Genomic DNA, 18,059 nt, shown 5'->3' with positions numbered 1-18,059 from the left:
TTATGAGAAGGCTAGTAAGCTAGGATTTCATTATTTGATGGCTAATTCATAGTATAAATACTCATTTATGGAACAGATATTATGCGATACCGTTTTGGATTTTGGACTTTTTGGGTAGTGGTTAATGCCATTGCCAGCTTTGTTTGGGCAATTTTTTTAGATAATTCCATACCTTATATTTTAGGTATGTTAGTTGGTATTGCTTGTTTTGTGGTGGCTTATACCCTACTTGATGGCTATCTGCTTAAACATCAACACAAGACGGCGCATAAAGCCCTTATCACTGGGGTGTATATCAAAGCAGGCTTGCAACTGCTTAATTTTGGGTTTTTTATTCAGATGCCAATTATTCCAGAGATATGGGCAGGGGCAGCGGCAATGACCCTATTAGAATCATTTATTAATCCCAATAATCAGCCCTTTTTATTTGCCCTATTAGCCACCTTACTCACAGGGTTTTTCTTATCATTATTGGTCGGAGTGATTAGTTTGATTGTGGGGTTGGTTCAGTCCAAGGGGCAGTCAAAAGGGCAATCAAAATAACAAACCAAATCTTCACCTTAACTTCTTACCTTAATCATTGATAACTTAAATGGCGGTTGTACCTTTTGTATCCTCTGTATCTTGGAGCTAGACAAACAAGGCTTTGATAAACTGTGCTTTGATAAATCAGCCTGTGGCAAAAACGGCACAACGGCGATAGGCTTGACAAGCGATAAGCTATCCAATCTTTGTGCCAATTTGTGCAGATTATCAGTGGGTACAGCAGGGTATAAATGATGCTCACGATGATAAAACTGCCCAAAGGTAAGCAAATTAATAAACCAATTACGCTCACTACGAGCAGGCACTTCCGCTTCAATATCAGGCTCAATATCATGGTGTAACAACCACACCCCAAAAAATCCCACCAACATATTACCCAATGACATTATTGCAATGTGTGCCAATAAAATAGGGTGCATGGTTATCATAGCAACACTTAGTAAGGTAGTGATAATAAGCAAATCAATAATGACCAATCTTTGCTGTGCAGGGTGAGATTGAGTCAGTCCTGCCCACTGAATTTTGATGGTAAATACAATGCCTGCAAACAAAGCCACATACCAAGGCAATCTTGCCCATGCTCCCTCAATATCACTGTCACTTAAGGCTTCACGATGATGGCGTAAATGGGTATGGCGAATGGCATGGGTACTACAAAATAAAACCCCACTTAGAATAAACAACAAAGATTCACTCACTATTTTAGACACACCCAAACTACGATGATAACAATCATGTGCCAAACGCAAACAAGCACTAAAGCTAAAAAAAGCCATCGCAAATGCCGCAAACCACCAATTTTGTGCTAGACAAAGCCAAAATAACACCAAAAAAGGCGTGGGAAATAAAATATTTTTTAGCACCTGCACACGACTTAGCTGGCGTAAATCTTGCCACACAATTAAAGATTTTTTGGGGTTTAATCTTTGATTATATACATGGTTTGTTGGCGGATTTATTCTAGTATCATTCTGTGACATGACCCTCTTCCTTTTTTTATATTATTATAGTTATTTCTGTAAAAACAGAAATTGATACATAAATTAAAAAACAGTTAAAAATTCTTCGTAGCCCATTGGCTCATGTCTTAATAACTTGGCAAACGGTTGATAATCTGCCACCGAGCCATTTTGTAATAAGGTCAAACTATCTTGGCTTAACATCGTATTGGACCTGCTATTAGAATTGCTGTTAAATAAATTCAACGGCTTAATCAATGCCATGCCCATTTTTGCCCATGCCATGGGTACGTTAATGATAATTGACGGTGGTTTTTGATGAATAGTTTGGCGTATGGCTTGTAGATAATCTGCTAACGTGACCGTTGTTTTACCCGTAAAATTGATGATTGTAGATGTTGCATCATTATGATGTGGCTTGAACGTTGCTAATCTAACCAAGCCCATCGCCACCTCATTAACATGCACAGGCTGTATATAAAACTTGCCTGCATTCGGCAAACACAGCACAGGCAATTTAGCCAGCTTGATAAACAGCGCACAACTTGCCCCATATTGATTACCTGTACGACCAAATATTAGTGAAGGTCTGGCAATGGCGACCGAAAACGTATTATCAGCGAGCTGTTGCAACGCCTTATCACCCCGACCTTTGGTTGCCAAAAAAGCCACTGAATGTTGGCATTCTGCGCCCAAAGCCGATAAATTTACCCAGCGTTTGACCCCCAAACTTTTGGCAAGCTTGGCTAAACGAACAGGACTATAATGATGCACTGGCTCAAGCTTACCTGCATCATTGCTCATAATACCCACCATATTAATGACCACATCCACCCCCATTAATAGCTCGGTGAGATTTTGCTCATCACTGTGCACATCAAGATTCATAAAATCTACCTGCTGATGGCTTGGCAGACGTAAATCATGCCCCATTTGCTCAAGTAATAACCTGACTTGTCGCCCAATAAATCCCGAACTGCCTAATAATAAAATGGTCATTTTTCTTTACTCACTTTTATTTATTCTTTAAACGTTCGCTTACTGGTAATTTACACACCCCATCTTGGCATTGATTTTTTACTGCTTCACCATAAAGCATCACCACCAACCAATCAGGAAAACGATAACGGTTACGGGCGATAAAAGGATAAACAAAATCACCTGCTTGCTTAATCACAGGTAAATACAGCCAGTCAGCATATTTTACTCCTGCGGTTTTATACAACAATCGCACCGCCTCCATGTGTGTATGCCAATTACCTGTACCATCTTGCACACATAAATAAGTCATGGCGTCTTCTCGGCTAAACCCTGCCTTATTTAGCTCCTCAATACCAACATCGACAGGTATAAGGCGTATACCAGTTGGGTTACGTGACTGCATATTTTTTGCTTCGGTACTGCATATCACACAAGCATCATCGTAATACATGGTGATGGGTGTCGCAGTTGCGTTTGTTGGCTTAACTTTGGATTGTTGCTTTATATGTGTCATGTTTTTATTTCCTGTTTTGTCATTTATGCTTTGTCATGTATGTTTTGCAGTACACTTTGAATAGCTACCAAAAAGTTTCACATGAAACAATCAACATACTTAATTGCTTACATCGGCTTTAATACCATTAAAAAGAAAATCACTATCACTGCTGTAAACGCAGGATAGCCCAAAGTTTCCCAACGTCTGGCCAATTGCCAATAGCGTTTGGGTAGCTTGCTTTCACCTGCCTTATAAGCTTCATTGGCGATATTGCGCATTTGAATTTGCCACACCACCACAGGTAGCCAACACAGCCCTGCAAATATAAACAATGCAAAGGTGAGCCAAATCCATGTCGCGCTCATTGGCATACGGATATGGTGCGCCAACCATAATCCCGATAATGGCTGAAAAATCACCGCAGGCGTGGTAAACCACCAATCCGCCTTACACACCCATTTACTCACCACCGCTTGTGCAGGCACACAGTTACTACGATTGACCATAAACAGATAAAACGCCGTTCCGAGTCCTGTTCCCATAATCAAGGTTGCTGATAAAATATGTAGGGTTTTGACAATGAGATAAGTATCCATCATGACACCTCGTATACCAAAATAATTTTAGTAATTTCTGTTAAAACTGAAATAACCTTTTAAAAAAAAGCCGTTCAAAAAATGGTTAAAAAAAAGTGGCTAGAAAAATTAATGCTTATGTCGTTGATATAAATAAAACAACAACGCCATAATTGGTACATTTTTAATCAGTGGCGCAAAAGGGTGTGTCCAATTCTCAGGTAAGCCCACTGCCACGATGATGCTATAACTTGCTACCACCACAAACTGAGCCAACCATAGCCATGCCTGATAACGACAACGGCTGATAATCAATATCGCAAACGCCACATCTAAAACAGAGGCAAATAAAAATATACCCCATTGTAATGACTCAGCGATACCCAATTTTGCCAACATTGCCAAAGACTCAGTCGGCGCAAATAATACTGGCATAATGCCACTATATGCCCATAATACCGCCAAACTAAGATAGAGATAATTAGGCAACATCAATGGAGAATAAGTTTGCGTGTGTTGTATGCTCAAATTGTCCATATTTTTACTGCTTTTTAGATGTTTCACATGAAACATTTATATTTAGCACTATGTTTATCACATGGTAGATTACAATTTAGATGTTTCACATGAAACATGATAACCATATTTGATAACTTATTTATCCTGACTGGCTAATAGCGTATCAATCCTTTGGTGCTCAAACACAAAACCAGTATTCAATAATGCTTGGGGTAAAACCTTTTGACCATCCATCAGTAAGGTTGCCATTTCACCAAATAATAATTTCAATAAAAATCTTGGTAGCGTAAACCACGTCGGACGATTCAGCCAACTTCCCACTGCCTTAGTAAAAGTGTAATTACTGATGGGGTTAGGAGCAGTTAGGTTATAAATCATCACTTTATTTTGGCTATCTATATGACGCTCAATAATAAACTGCACCGCCCTTACCCAATCACGACGACCTATCCAGCTAATGATTTGCTGACCATCACCCAACTTGCCACCCAAGCCAAGCTTAAATGGGGTTAGCAGCTTTGCCAACATGCCGCCATGTGTGTCAATCACTACGCCTGTACGCACGATTGCCACAGGTACACCTTGCCCAGTTGCCGTCATCGCAAGCTGTTCCCACGCTTCACAAAGCTCATGCGCAAAATCAGACTTAGCAGGGCTATCCTCCGTCAAAGGCGTATCGCCTTGAGTGCCATACCAACCAATCGCCGAGCCACTAATGAGTAACTTAGGTTTATGCTCACTACGAGCGATAAAGTCCAAAATTGCTTGCGTGGGTTTTAGACGACTGTCCATTAATTGCTGTTTACGTTTGTCCGTCCAACGGCTATCAGCAACCCCTGCCCCTGCCAGATTAATAATGACCTCATAGCTTTGACTAATACTGTCACTTATTAATTGCTCATAGGACAGCATGTGTACGTTTTTGGGGTGGCTTTGACTGCTATCACGGGTCAGCCATGTAACCGTCATACCTTGCTGTATTAGGCTATCGGTTAAGGCACTGCCTAAAAACCCTGAACCACCACTGATTAAAATATTCATTACTGATACCTTTATTGTTTGTCCAATGCTAAATACTACTATAAGTACTGATATGCTCTGTCTTTTGGTTTCGGTTTTCTTGCTGTTTGGAGTCTATTGTTAGCTTTGATTATTGGCTTCTATTTTTTGGTAAGGACGTTTGTTTGGGCAAAGTACATAACCCCGCAAATATCGCACAAATTCCCCCCAATATACCCACAAAAATCATTATTATTAATGAAGCTACTAAGTTACTCCATACCAAAAACTCCATAAAATTTTCTCTTATAATGATATTAATAAGAACAATCACCGACATCGCAAAAATAATAGAGCTAACCGCACCTGCAAAAAATACAACTGGAGAATTGAAGATATCTTCAGCATAAATCTGTTGGTAGCACATATATACTGCCGTTAAAGTGGCAGGTAAAATGCCGATTAATAAAGAAAAAATCACCATCTGATAACCAAAGCTAATATCAATTAATAACATTATCATTGTTAAGATGATGCCACCAATAACAGTACCAACTAACGAAAATAATATTAAAACTTGTTTCGCGGGATAGTCTATTGGTGTATCCACAGAAGCTTTATCAATCATATTGCAATCATTATTCACGTTGATCCCTTTCTTTTTTATATTTTTCTAAAACTTCTGTCTTAACTGAAACTCATAGATAAATAAATAATTAGAAGCCTGAACAAGCATACATTACCGTAAAAACTTTTTGATACTTGCGCCCAGTTTTAGCACTTTTTTAAGGGTAGTGGTGGGTAGCTTTAGCATTTCTGTCGACCAACTGGTCAGCGTAGATACAAACTCTTGCGTTTCTTGGATTTTGTGTTGTACTTGACTGTTTTCTTGTGCAAATTCTGGGCTGTCTATCAACTGTTGTAAAAACTGTACCGTCGGATCCAGCTCACGCCGTTGACGTTCAATCACAATGATACGAGCCAACTCCCAGACATCACCATGCGTGGTAAAGTGATCACGGCGGTCACCCAATATCGATACCTTTTGTACCAAGCCCCAATTTTGCAGCTCTTTAATACTGGTCGATACATTAGAACGAGCCACACCTAAAGTTTCGGTGATTTCTTCAGCATTGAGTGGTTTACCGATAATATATAGTAGGGCATGGATTTGTGACATGGTACGATTGACACCCCATTGTGAGCCCATTTCACCCCAATGTAAGATAAACTGTTCGGTAGTTGGGTTTAGTTTCATTGTTTCTTGTTACTCTTAAATATGAATAGTTGATGTGACAATCATGCACCTTTCTTTTATTTCTGTCAAGATTGAAATTATAAATAAACACTAGCTCTCACTGGTTTGATTTTCCATTAACGTATCATTTTACCTGTGTTGATATCACCAATTTGACTGGGTAAAGTATAGCCCAAGGTATCGCCTTGTAAATAGCGAATATGATTTGCCAAATCAGTATCAGCAAAATAGCTAATCGCCTGTTGTAAACTACTGGCAGGTGGCTTGCCTGTCGGATTACAACTTGTTGAGACGATAATCCCATAGGGATTAGTTGCTGATACCATCTGCTCACACAACTGCTGAATCAATGGATGCGTAATGACTCTCACTGCCACACTGCTATGATTGCCTGTTATCCATGTAGGTATGCTGATAGATAAGTCATCAGGGATTGGTAATAACCATGTGTGAGCTTGCTGTCGCTGATATATAGATAGAGATGAACCGCTAGTATGAGGGATAGGTTGCCATGTGCTGGCTAATTGTTGTTGTTGTTTAGTGGTTAATACACTTATCAATGGCTTAATTCGGCAAATCTTATCAGTGATGACAATCAAACCTTTTTCTATGGGGCGAGACTTAAGGGTAAGGAGTGTTTGTACAGCAGCTTGATTGAATGGATCACAGCCTATGCCCCAAACACTTTCGGTAGGATAAGCCAGTAGCCCTCCTTGCTGTAACCATACAGCAGCTTGGTTTGGCTTGGTAATAAGATACTTGGCAAAATCTTTCATATCGTCTTACTACGACCATATTAGTTATGTAATCAATTCCAAATAAATAATGAATTACAATCGCTTATAACGCCCACCTATTTGCTCTATAGTACCCAATAGCTCAAGCTCCATTAGCTGGCTTAATAAAGTTGGTGTATCAAGCTGTGTCTTTGTAATAAGCGCATCTAAATCCTGACCTTCCCAGGTTAAATGTACCCAGAGTGGTTGTAAATGTGCAGCAACGCTCATTGTGGTAGGCAAAGTGGACGCAGTTTCTAAGGTCATTGTGGCAGCGGTCGTAGACTTGCTGTTAGTGAGCACAGATGTCTTTGATTTTGACTGCTGTATTTTATCAATATTTGAGTCATGCTTGCTTTGATTGTCAAATTGACTACCAATGATACTACCAATTTGGCTGCTCAAATCCATAATAACCTGATCAGGATGATAAATCAGCGTCGCACCTTCACGGATAAGATGCAAGCACCCTTCAGCATTTTTATTATCAATATGACTGGGAATGGCAAATACTTGTTTGCCTTGCTCTGAGGTCAGCCGAGCGGTAATTAGTGAACCGGATTGCAGCGCCGCTTCAGTGACAATCGTCCCTAGGCTCAAGCCTGCTACTATCCGATTACGCCGCGGAAAGGTATGTTTATTGGCAGGTGTTTGTGGCAACAGCTCACTAATTAAGCAGCCTCCCTCAGCAATAATACGTTCAAATAATGCCCCATGCTGCTTTGGATAGCAGACATCAATGCCCGTACCCATCACCCCTATCGTACGCCCTGCTTGTTCAGTTGGCTGACTGAGCGCACCTAAATGAGCTTGAGCGTCTACTCCTTGCGCTAAACCACTGGTAATCACATACCCTGCGCAAGCAAGATATTGTGCCATATCAAAGGTGATTTTTTGTGCTTGTGAAGTTGGTTTACGACTACCCACAATGGCAATTTGTGGCTCACTTAGACGCTGTACGTTACCACGAGTAAATAGTACAGGTGGAGGATCAAATAACTGCTTTAACTGTGCTGGATAACGCTCATCATTTATAAATACAAGTTGATAAGCTCCTGCTTGTTGTTGAGACAAAATAGACGCTATAAATTGGCTATCTTGCTGCTTGCTACTGTGATGGTGACGCTCAATATGTTTTGCATGAATACCTAAATCTGTCCAATCAGTACCTGTTGCTTGTAGTGCCTGCTGTGCTGAGCCAAAAAACTTAAACAGCTTATAAAATGCAGACAGCGAGGTGTTTACTCGCTGCCATAGTATTAAAATCGCTTGCTGCTCAGAGGACATTCTGCTACTCAGTCATATTAAAAATCGATAGGTGTTAATAATTGATCACCAACACCTAAAGGTAATTGCGCATCAAGTACATAAGCATAGCTTAAGTTGTCAAAAGTTTTAAAAATCATCACATGACCAGCAACTTCACTAGGCAATCGTACAGGAGTATCATTGTCCCGAATATCTCTAACCAAAGCACCTTTGTGGAATACACTTAAGACATCACCTGCCTTCGCACCATTTTTTGTACCTAGGTTAACAACAACCACACTGCCTTTAGCTGCTTGGCTGATTGAGTTCATAACCCGCACGATTAAGCCACCACGATTTACTTCAGCTGGTGTGGGATAAAAGACGGGAGGCAAATAATTACCGAGTCCAACAAATACTCGATCACCCTCACGTACCTCTTCTTCATACGCCTTCAGTAGTTTAATACTAGACACACCATTAGCAGCAACTGCTGTTACGATACCAGAGGCCACTTCTTTGACTTCTACGCCCACAACCTTTTGAGTTTTATTATCAACATACGGCTCACCAATACGATAAATACCATATTTTTGTCCAATGATAAGGGCCACCCCTCTGGCATATATAGTATCACCTGTACTGGTAAGTAAGTTGCTATTTTTAGATGCAAATACATAAGGTGTTGTTTCTAAATCTTCAGGATTCACAATAGCTGCTCTATCTAACCAATATTGAATGGCAGATAAAGGAATAGGTGGAATACTATTATCTAATGGCGTAATGGTAATACTTTGTGTGGTTGTAACATTAGCATGGGTGTTTTTAGTAATGGCTTCTTCTACCCCAGCACAGCCTTTACCTGTGTCGATACCCACCAAAGTTTGTCCCTTAATCACACATAATATTAACACATCACCCGGGTAGATAAGATTGGGATTTTTAATCTGTCTGTTGGCAGCCCATATTTCCTTCCAACGCCAAGGACTATCTAAATAACGTCCTGAGATTGCCCACAAGGTATCACCCTTTTTGACAATATAGCGATTTGGTGCATCTACTTTTATGGTAGGTGGTGGATTATTTGCATAAACACTGCTTCCTGCAAGCAACATCAACCCTGCGACACTGGTGGTAATCAAGCGTTTTAATATGGTTTGTTTAGATTTCATTATTTTATCCATTTATCTAGCAGCGATAATAAAATAGAGCAACGTATAGGTAAGTAATGCCTCATTGACACACGGAGGACAAAGAACATAGCACACAATTTACTATTTAAGTTTACAATTTTATTAACTATAGCACAATCACTGTTACTTACCGCGACGGAGTTTTTTAAAAATTTGCCATTTCAATTGACAGTGATAACTTATGCAACTTTATGTTATATATTTAGGACTTACGCAATTTTATAGATTGTCGGTGACTGGGTTAGGATAGGATTATTAAGGTTTCACATGAAACATAAAAAACCACTCTAATCATTAGAGTGGTTTTTAACGCAACGTCTAAAGCATCCAGCTTGTATCTCATCGCTAAACTCTGACAACCTATATTCACAACCCACAATGGTGAATTTTTGCCTAAAAACACCCTAATTTTAGATTATGAATACAGATTCTTACGTTAATCAATACCATATATCTAAATATCAAATATCCAAGTTAGATACTGTCAATGCATTTTCTTCAATAAATGCCCGTCTAGGCTCTACATTATCACCCATCAAACAAGTAAACAGATGATCAGCGGCAATCGCATCTTCAATGGTCACTCGAAGCATACGCCGATTTTCAGGGTCCATGGTAGTATCCCATAATTGATCAGGGTTCATCTCACCCAGACCTTTATAACGCTGCACACCCAAACCACGACGTGCATCTAACATCACCTGCTGCCATAGATGATCAAAGTCTTTTAGTGGCAAGTCTTTAACTGTGGCACCTTCACGGTGAATAAAGGCAGTATCGGTTAATAGAGTATTCCATTCAGCAGACAGACGCAATAAGCGTGCATATTCACTTGAGTTGATAAAACTGGCATCTAATAGGTAATGATGCGCCAACTGATGCACATAGACCGTAATTCTTGGCAACCACTGTGGTTCATGTTTGATCGTCTCAGATGAATGACCAGACACTTCAGCTTCAAACAAAGTTTCTTCGGTCTCTGACTGCAAAGAAGCGTCTGGTTCACTAACTACTTTTGCATGCAAGTCTTCTAGTTGTATTTGTGGTGATAAATCACTACCAAAGTACTCAAGTTGCTGCTGTAATTGCTTACTCCACTGCTGCATACTGTCATAATCATGGGTCATCGCAGTGGTTAGCTTCGGCACATGTGTCAGCGCATCAAGCAAGATAGCAGGATAGCGAATTTGCAAACGTGCTTTAATTAATTGAGTTTGATTATAAGCATTCAACAAATTCTCTAATGCTTGTCCAGTAATTGCAGGGGCATCAGCACTGACATGTAGCTTAGTATCATCAATGGTAGAGGATAATAAATAAGCCTTTAGCGCTTCATCATCTTTTAGATACAGCTCTTGGCGACCTTTTTTGATTTTGTATAACGGTGGCTGTGCAATATAAATATAACCACGCTCAATCAGCTCAGGTGTTTGCCTAAAGAAGAAGGTCAATAGCAGCGTACGAATGTGTGATCCATCGACATCCGCATCGGTCATAATAATAATTTTATGATAGCGAATTTTATCTGGATCATATTCATCAGGACCAATGCCACAGCCTAAAGCAGTGATCAGCGTGCCGACTTCTGCTGAAGATAACATCTTATCAAAGCGGGCACGCTCGACATTTAAGATTTTACCTTTGAGTGGCAAGATGGCTTGTGTCTTACGACTACGTCCTTGCTTAGCTGATCCTCCTGCCGAATCACCCTCCACAATATATAACTCTGATAGCGCAGGATCTTTTTCTTGGCAGTCTGCAAGTTTACCAGGTAAGCCTGCGATATCTAAGGTGGTCTTACGCCGTGTCATCTCTCGTGCTTTACGCGCTGCATCACGTGCACGCGCCGCATCAATAATTTTACCCGCGATAGATTTTGCCGCAGCAGGGTGTTCAAGCAAATAATCACTAAATTTATCGTGCATTGCTGATTCAACCGCAGATTTTACTTCACTAGAGACCAGTTTATCTTTAGTTTGACTCGAAAATTTCGGATCGGGTACTTTGACTGAAACAATGGCTGTCAAACCTTCACGAGCATCATCTCCCGTGGTATTTACTTTCTCTTTTTTAAAGAGTTTTTCAGCGTCCATATAGCTGTTGAGACAGCGGGTTAAAGCGGAGCGAAAACCTGATAAATGCGTGCCACCATCTTTTTGTGGGATATTATTGGTAAAGCACAGCACCTTCTCGTTATAAGTATCTGACCACTGCAACGCTGCCTCAACACTGATGCCATCATCTTGCTCACTGACGAAATGAAACACTTCATTAAGCGTCTCTTTGCCTGCATTGATATAGGCAACAAATTCAGACAATCCGCCTTTGTGCTCAAACTCATGTCGCTTATCAATACGCTCGTCAGTTAATACAATACGTACCCCTGAGTTTAAAAATGACAACTCACGTAAGCGTTTTGCCAATATATCATACTCAAAAATGGTGCCTGAGAATATCTCTTCACTTGGATAAAAGCGAATTTGCGTGCCTGTTTTTTCCGTTGCTTCTAATTGCTGGATGTCCCCATCTGGGACACCATCAGTATAGGTTTGTTGATAATGATGCCCTTCACGCCAAATATTTAGCTCTAATTTTTTAGATAACGCATTAACCACTGAAACACCGACACCATGTAGACCGCCAGAGACCTTATAGCTGTTATCATCAAACTTACCACCAGCATGCAACACTGTCATAATCACTTGTGCTGCCGATACGCCTTCTTCGGGGTGGATATCAATGGGAATGCCACGACCGTTATCCATCACACTCACCGACTCATCTTCATGAATGATGATATCAATCTGATCACAATGTCCTGCTAAGGCTTCATCAATGGAGTTATCTACCACCTCAAATACCATGTGGTGGAGACCTGTGCCGTCATCAGTATCACCAATATACATACCAGGACGCACACGCACAGCCTCTAGCCCTCGCAATACACGAATGTCTTTAGAGCTATAATCAGATGGCTGTATGTCGGTATCAGCAGCTAACTGCTGAGATTTTTCAATTTCTGTGGTTTGCAACTCACTCATGGAACATCCTTTAGTCAAGGCAAACGTCTTTTTTTGATTTATTTTTTTATTTAAAATACCATTCCAAGCAGTGTCTATCTGCTTAATAATAAGTAAGCTCAGTCACCTTCGCTATTGGTAGTAAACAGTTAGATAAAAACAATCAAAAAACGGCGATATAGGGTATTGTCTATAGGCTAGCGATATCCTCATAATATAACAGGATATTTGCCTTGTAGACACAGAAAAAATAAGCGTTATTTTAGCATTTTTTATACAAAAAGTCACTGCAAGCCCGTGTTGCAAGCAGTTTTTAAGGTGCTAAACTCACTCAAGATAACCTAAGAGAAATTATGATGTTGATTCATTTTTGTGCCAGCACCTTACCTTGTTTCACGTGAAACAAACGGTAGTTTTGCCAATATGGACTTATTTGCTGCGCAATCTCTATATTTAAACTGGTAATAAATAACTGACAAGGTATCTTAGATAATGTCGATAATAACACTGCAACTGCCTTATCATCTAGTTCAGCGGTGATATCATCTAACATGACAATGGGCACTATATCTGCTTCTAATTGACGCTTATAAAGGCCCGCTTGATCTTGCGGTGATATGCTAGATTGCAGTGTGTTTGAGATAAATAGAGGGTCAAGAGACTGATTGACAGTGGCTTGGTTTGTGGCTGATGGATCTAACATTGGCTGCTCTAAAGCTGATTGACTTAATACAGGTAACTGTGAAAGCCGCAATGCAGTAATTAATAATTTTTTTTCACCACGAGACAGCACATTAACCGCTTGCTCCTTGATGTGCTTTATAGAGTCATTAGACGCACCACACTGATTTGAGCCCATGCCAGCTTCTTCTAAACCAATTGGTTGCTCAAATGAATCTGTTTGCACCTTTTCATCTTGCAGCTTTGATTGTTTCACCTGCATATTATCAGCAACTTGTTGCCATAATATCTGTATATCTGCTCGATGACAGCCAATACGGGTATAGCCCATTTGACAATCTTGTGCCAAACGTTGCTGTAAAATCTGCTCTAAAGGCTGATCAATATCATAGCCTGGCAAAAAGCGCAGGTGAATATAATGGGCATACTGGGGTAGTAATTGCTCAATCAATGCATAAAACTCAGGTAACCATGCATTAAACACTTGCTTGCGATAATGGGTAATCAGAGCCGCATGAGCAGCCAATCCCTTATCCCATGCAGCCAACTCTTGGCGAATGGTTGCTGTAAGGGCGTTTATATTAGAATAACGTTTAAGCAGCGTATTACGCTGCTTTAATAGTCGCTGATAAGCAAGCCACTGTGAATGAAATCCTTGTTTCACGTGAAACGCCATCCAATCGATCAATTGCCGCCTTGCTGCACTGCCTGTCTCTAATATATCCATAGAAGAAGGATCTATTAATAAAGTTGGCAAACGCTGGGTTAACGGACTTTGCGTATAAACGGTTTGTCCACAAAGACGTAAATTGGTGCTCGCATCTTGCTTCTTTTGAATTGCCATAGCGCTATCATCAGCAAAGTTGGCATGAATAATTGTATGCGGCTGCTGGTGAGAAATATAGAGTTTTGGTTGATGATGACGAAAACTTTTGCCACGTGATAGCAAAAATAAAGCTTCTAATACTGACGTTTTGCCACTACCATTTGCGCCATACAATACATTACACTGCGCTAAATCCAGCTTGACTTGCTGTAAATTACGCAGATGATGAATGGTTAACTGCGATATCACACACTACCCCAAACAAAAAACAAGCCAAATATAAGCGAATATGTTAACTGCACGCTATAATCTAACTAGATACGCATCGGCATAATGACATACTGATGCTGTGAATCATGTACTTGATTGATCAATACAGATGCATTCGATTGGCTCATGTGTAGTTGCACATCACCTTGTAAAACATCATCTGATGGGCTTAAATTGTATCGTTTATTGTTTCTTTTTTGTGTCTTATGCAGGACATCAAGCACATCAAGTAAATATGATGCATTAAATGATAACTCAATGGGATCTCCTTGATACACTATTTGCAACATCTCAACAGCTTTATCATGTTCAGCATTATTCGCCTTTATCTCTACATTATTTGCAGCAGCAAAGTTGAAGATAACACCACGCGACTTTTCATTACTTAAAATAGCGACCCTACGTAATACAGTACTGATATTTTCTCCCGGTAAAATCGCACTTTTATCACTCATGCTTGGCACAACTCGGCGATAATCAGGAAATTTACCATCAATCAACCGAGCCTTAAAAGTCACCACCAAACTATTATCAATTAATCCATTATTATCAACTTCTCCAAACGACATCTCTGCTCTTAAAAATTCTCGACCAAATTTTAGCTCCAAAAGACTGTCTGGAAGCTCTTGCCATTTCCATTTATTTTTTTTGCCAGCATCTTCTACCAATCGATCAATACTTGTCAGCAGTCTTTCTAACTCAGAAACAGCCTTGCCCGGTAAAATGGCTTGTAGTGTTAAGTCTGCGCTGACATCTATCGTACTATGTGACAAAGCCAAACGATGCCCATCTGTTGCCACTGTTGTAATTTCCCCTTTATCTACTTCAAACAACATACCAGTCAAATAATAGCGTACATCTTGGATAGCCATTGCAAATTCAGTAGAGGCAATGAGGTCTAATAAAACGGATCTTTTTAATGTTAATGAGGTTATATTTTCTGGATCATCTAATACAGGAAAATCTTCTGCGGGCAGGGTACCTAAAATAAAGCGACTTTTACCACTAATAAGCTCACATCTACCCTCTTTTATGGTTCTTAACTTAATCATCGCATTATCAGGCAAAAACTTACAAATATCTTTAAGCTTAAATGTTGGTAGCGTAATTGCTCCAGTGGTGACAACCGCACCTTCAGGTAAATTGATGGTGGCCATTAACTCCACTTCCAAATCGGACACAATTAAAGTTAATGTTGAAGGTGACAACTCCAGTTTAATATTACCAAGTATTGTCATATTAGGACGTTTGTCTACTGCTTTGAATATTAAATCAATTGCCTTAAACAATAAATCTCGATTAATATTTAGTTCCATAAAAAGTCGCTCAACTTAATTGCATTCAACAGATAAAAAAGTATTTGATAAAAACATGACCATACTTGTACACAAGCTAGTATAGCAAATATGTGTTCTTTTGCCTTAGGATAATTTATTGTCCCATCACTATCCATCCCTTCTTATTGCTATCCTGTTTTTATCCTGCTTGTAGTGTCATTGCAAGCGCTTTATACTCCTTATCAAGTACAGGATCTTCATTACGTAACTGCGCTACCTTATCACAAGCATGCATCACCGTGGTGTGATCCCGTCCACCAAACGACTGCCCGATATCAGGATAACTATCTCCAGTCAGCTCTCGTGCCAATGCCATGGCAATTTGTCTTGGTCGCGCAATACTGCGTGTGCGCTTTTTACCCATCAAATCTTTTAACGACACATCGTAATATTCAGCCACGACTTTGCGAATATTATCCATACTCACAGACTGTACACGCATGGCAATGATGTCTTTTAGCGCATATTGCACCATATCCAAATCAATGGGCTGACCCGTTAAATTTGCATTTGCCAATACTTGATTTAAAGCACCTTCTAATCGCCGCACATTGGACACCACATTTTGCGCAATAAACAAAGCACACTCTTTTGGTAACTCTACTCCAGATAGCTTGGCTTTCTTTTGTAGTATTTGCATACGAGTTTCCATCTCTGGTGACTCAACAGCCACTGTCAATCCCCACGAAAAACGTGACCGAAAACGCTCATCAAACTCTGTCATCTGCGACGGATGTCGATCTGAGGCTAAGATAATTTGCTTACCATCAACCATAAAATCAGCAAATAAAGATAAAAACTCACTGCTACTTTTTGTTTTTCCTGCCAACACATGCACATCATCAATAATCAGCAAATCTACTCGTTTTATTTTCTTTTTAAACTCTTCAATTTTTTGATTGCGTAATGCATATACCAACTGATTGATAAACTTTTCAGAAGAGAAATAATAAAAAGTTTTGCCAAGTTTAAGATAGCGATGTGCCACAGAATGCATTAAATGAGTTTTTCCCAAACCCGATGCGCCATAAATAAATAAAGGATTATGCTGACTTTGTGATTGCCGCTTTCCCAAATCAAAACAGGCTTTATATGCCAAGACATTGGATTTGCCACTAACAAAAGTCTCAAAGGTAAACAAAGGATTCAAATAACTCAAAGATTTATCTGTGCTTAAATTAATAGGTGATATAGATGCGACTGTTGATTTTTTATCCAATACCTTATTTTTCTCCAAAGCCTGTGCTGTATCTAAACTCTGGCTTTGATCACTATTATTTGGCTCTGCAAGCATCGTAGAGGTATCGACACGAATAACCACAGAAGCAATGTTACCACTACTGTGTTTTTGTACCAATTTTTCAATATCTGCCAAATGATGCTTACTCACATGAGTAACAAAATATTGATTCGGTGCATGTACCACCAATTGGTCATCAAACACCTGTGCAGACAAAGGTCGTAGCCACATGGTAAACACACTATCTTTGACTTGATATTTTAGTTCTTCTAAACACTTATCCCAGATTACACTTGTATCCATTACCTCTGTACTCACCTTTTATATCTTATATTTGATTAATTTTTATTGATTATTTTATTAGTATAATAATCAACTTAAAAATAATCTAAAAGCAATCTTATTAGCAATTCACCGCATACATTAATATTTTGTTACAAATTAATTACCATTAAAACATCGTGATAACACGCCAAAATTTTATCCATTAAGATTCAAATATTGGCTTTAACTCATACAGTTTTTATTGCTGTTTACTATCAAGCTAGTTCACTATAAATAGCAGCATCTGCTATTAATTTTCTATCCACACCCTAACCCTAATCATCTAAAAAAATGCCAATTCTCATACTCTGTTTTATATGCTAATAACCTAAACTAACATGCATACATCACAGCCTATGTATCTATTTTAAGTGGATAACTTTAGCACATTACAGTTGTGGATAACACCGTTATTTTCTGTGGATAACTTTGTGGATAACTTTGTGGATAACTAAAAACGTAAAGTTATCCCGAATTCATCCACAGCTTGTCCACAGACTTCTCCTCAATATAACTTTATGATTTTATTTATATTTTACGACTTATCCACAGAAATAACACCTACCAATAACAACAATATATATTTATAACTATTATTATTAAGTTGAGCGTTTTCTGTGGATAAGTCGTATTTTTACACAGCAGAGAATATCTCAAAAGATACTTTTTACTCAAAGAAACCATAAATCTTAGTTTGTAAAAACTACTTATCAATAACCCCATAATCAGATTAATAGCAAATAATGAAAACTTTATATAATAAAATAAACTTAAATTATTTATAATAAAAATTTAATTTGATACTATCAAA

The 18,059-nt window shown here is 39.1% G+C and carries 16 protein-coding genes; 1 reads left to right on the top strand and 15 read right to left on the bottom strand.

The genetic code is table 11. The features are described from left to right. The first annotated feature begins 81 nt into the window (after positions 1-81). The gene (locus FHK89_RS04135) at positions 82-543 is read left to right on the top strand and encodes a hypothetical protein (protein ID WP_230657082.1); all 462 of its coding nucleotides are present in this window, start codon (positions 82-84) and stop codon (positions 541-543) included. Between the two features lie 17 nt (positions 544-560). On the opposite strand, the gene FHK89_RS04130 is transcribed toward FHK89_RS04135, so the two are convergent. The 15 genes from FHK89_RS04130 to dnaA all read right to left on the bottom strand — a co-directional run bounded on the left by FHK89_RS04130 (position 561) and on the right by dnaA (position 17,227). Further along, positions 561-1,526 (bottom strand): fatty acid desaturase family protein, encoded by a 966-nt coding sequence (locus FHK89_RS04130; RefSeq protein ID WP_230657080.1) that lies wholly within the window; start codon positions 1,524-1,526, stop codon positions 561-563. 63 nt (positions 1,527-1,589) lie between these two features. After that, on the bottom strand, positions 1,590-2,504 hold the full coding sequence (locus FHK89_RS04125) for an NAD-dependent epimerase/dehydratase family protein (RefSeq protein ID WP_230657078.1): 915 nt from the start codon (positions 2,502-2,504) through the stop codon (positions 1,590-1,592). Between the two features lie 16 nt (positions 2,505-2,520). Then, the gene (locus FHK89_RS04120) at positions 2,521-3,000 is read right to left on the bottom strand and encodes a thiol-disulfide oxidoreductase DCC family protein (RefSeq protein ID WP_230657076.1); all 480 of its coding nucleotides are present in this window, start codon (positions 2,998-3,000) and stop codon (positions 2,521-2,523) included. A gap of 107 nt (positions 3,001-3,107) precedes the next feature. Next, the gene (locus tag FHK89_RS04115; RefSeq protein WP_230657074.1) at positions 3,108-3,581 is read right to left on the bottom strand and encodes a DUF2269 family protein; all 474 of its coding nucleotides are present in this window, start codon (positions 3,579-3,581) and stop codon (positions 3,108-3,110) included. A gap of 105 nt (positions 3,582-3,686) precedes the next feature. Further along, on the bottom strand, positions 3,687-4,094 hold the full coding sequence (locus tag FHK89_RS04110) for a DoxX-like family protein (RefSeq protein WP_230657072.1): 408 nt from the start codon (positions 4,092-4,094) through the stop codon (positions 3,687-3,689). Positions 4,095-4,211: 117 nt separating this feature from the next. After that, positions 4,212-5,117: a TIGR01777 family oxidoreductase gene (locus FHK89_RS04105; RefSeq protein ID WP_230657070.1), complete on the bottom strand. Its 906-nt coding sequence runs from the start codon at positions 5,115-5,117 to the stop codon at positions 4,212-4,214. A gap of 109 nt (positions 5,118-5,226) precedes the next feature. Next, positions 5,227-5,703 carry a hypothetical protein gene (locus tag FHK89_RS04100; RefSeq protein WP_230657068.1) on the bottom strand — a complete coding sequence of 159 codons (477 nt, stop codon included), beginning with the start codon at positions 5,701-5,703 and terminating at the stop codon, positions 5,227-5,229. Between the two features lie 111 nt (positions 5,704-5,814). Next, a complete protein-coding gene (locus FHK89_RS04095; protein ID WP_230657067.1) occupies positions 5,815-6,333 on the bottom strand; it encodes a GbsR/MarR family transcriptional regulator in 519 nt (172 codons plus the stop codon). A gap of 116 nt (positions 6,334-6,449) precedes the next feature. Next, complete coding sequence (locus tag FHK89_RS04090; RefSeq protein WP_230657065.1) at positions 6,450-7,109, bottom strand: L-threonylcarbamoyladenylate synthase; 660 nt, start codon at positions 7,107-7,109, stop codon at positions 6,450-6,452. A 54-nt stretch (positions 7,110-7,163) separates the two neighbouring features. Then, complete coding sequence (gene dprA, locus FHK89_RS04085) at positions 7,164-8,396, bottom strand: DNA-processing protein DprA (protein ID WP_230657064.1); 1,233 nt, start codon at positions 8,394-8,396, stop codon at positions 7,164-7,166. Positions 8,397-8,413: 17 nt separating this feature from the next. Then, positions 8,414-9,529, bottom strand: a complete 1,116-nt coding sequence (locus FHK89_RS04080; protein WP_230657063.1) for a LysM peptidoglycan-binding domain-containing protein — start codon at positions 9,527-9,529, stop codon at positions 8,414-8,416. Between the two features lie 482 nt (positions 9,530-10,011). Continuing rightward, positions 10,012-12,591 (bottom strand): DNA topoisomerase (ATP-hydrolyzing) subunit B, encoded by a 2,580-nt coding sequence (gyrB, locus tag FHK89_RS04075; protein ID WP_230657062.1) that lies wholly within the window; start codon positions 12,589-12,591, stop codon positions 10,012-10,014. 343 nt (positions 12,592-12,934) lie between these two features. Next, entirely contained in the window at positions 12,935-14,326 is a 1,392-nt protein-coding gene (recF, locus tag FHK89_RS04070) for a DNA replication/repair protein RecF (protein WP_230657060.1), read from the bottom strand. A 65-nt stretch (positions 14,327-14,391) separates the two neighbouring features. Beyond that, positions 14,392-15,663: a DNA polymerase III subunit beta gene (gene dnaN / locus FHK89_RS04065; RefSeq protein WP_230657058.1), complete on the bottom strand. Its 1,272-nt coding sequence runs from the start codon at positions 15,661-15,663 to the stop codon at positions 14,392-14,394. Between the two features lie 160 nt (positions 15,664-15,823). Then, entirely contained in the window at positions 15,824-17,227 is a 1,404-nt protein-coding gene (dnaA, locus tag FHK89_RS04060; RefSeq protein ID WP_230657056.1) for a chromosomal replication initiator protein DnaA, read from the bottom strand. Positions 17,228-18,059 lie beyond the last annotated feature (832 nt).

The sequence above is a fragment of the Psychrobacter sp. I-STPA10 genome (assembly GCF_021012795.1).
In the GTDB taxonomy this organism is placed as follows: Bacteria; Pseudomonadota; Gammaproteobacteria; order Pseudomonadales; family Moraxellaceae; genus Psychrobacter.
This window is presented reverse-complemented; position numbering and strand designations above follow the sequence as displayed.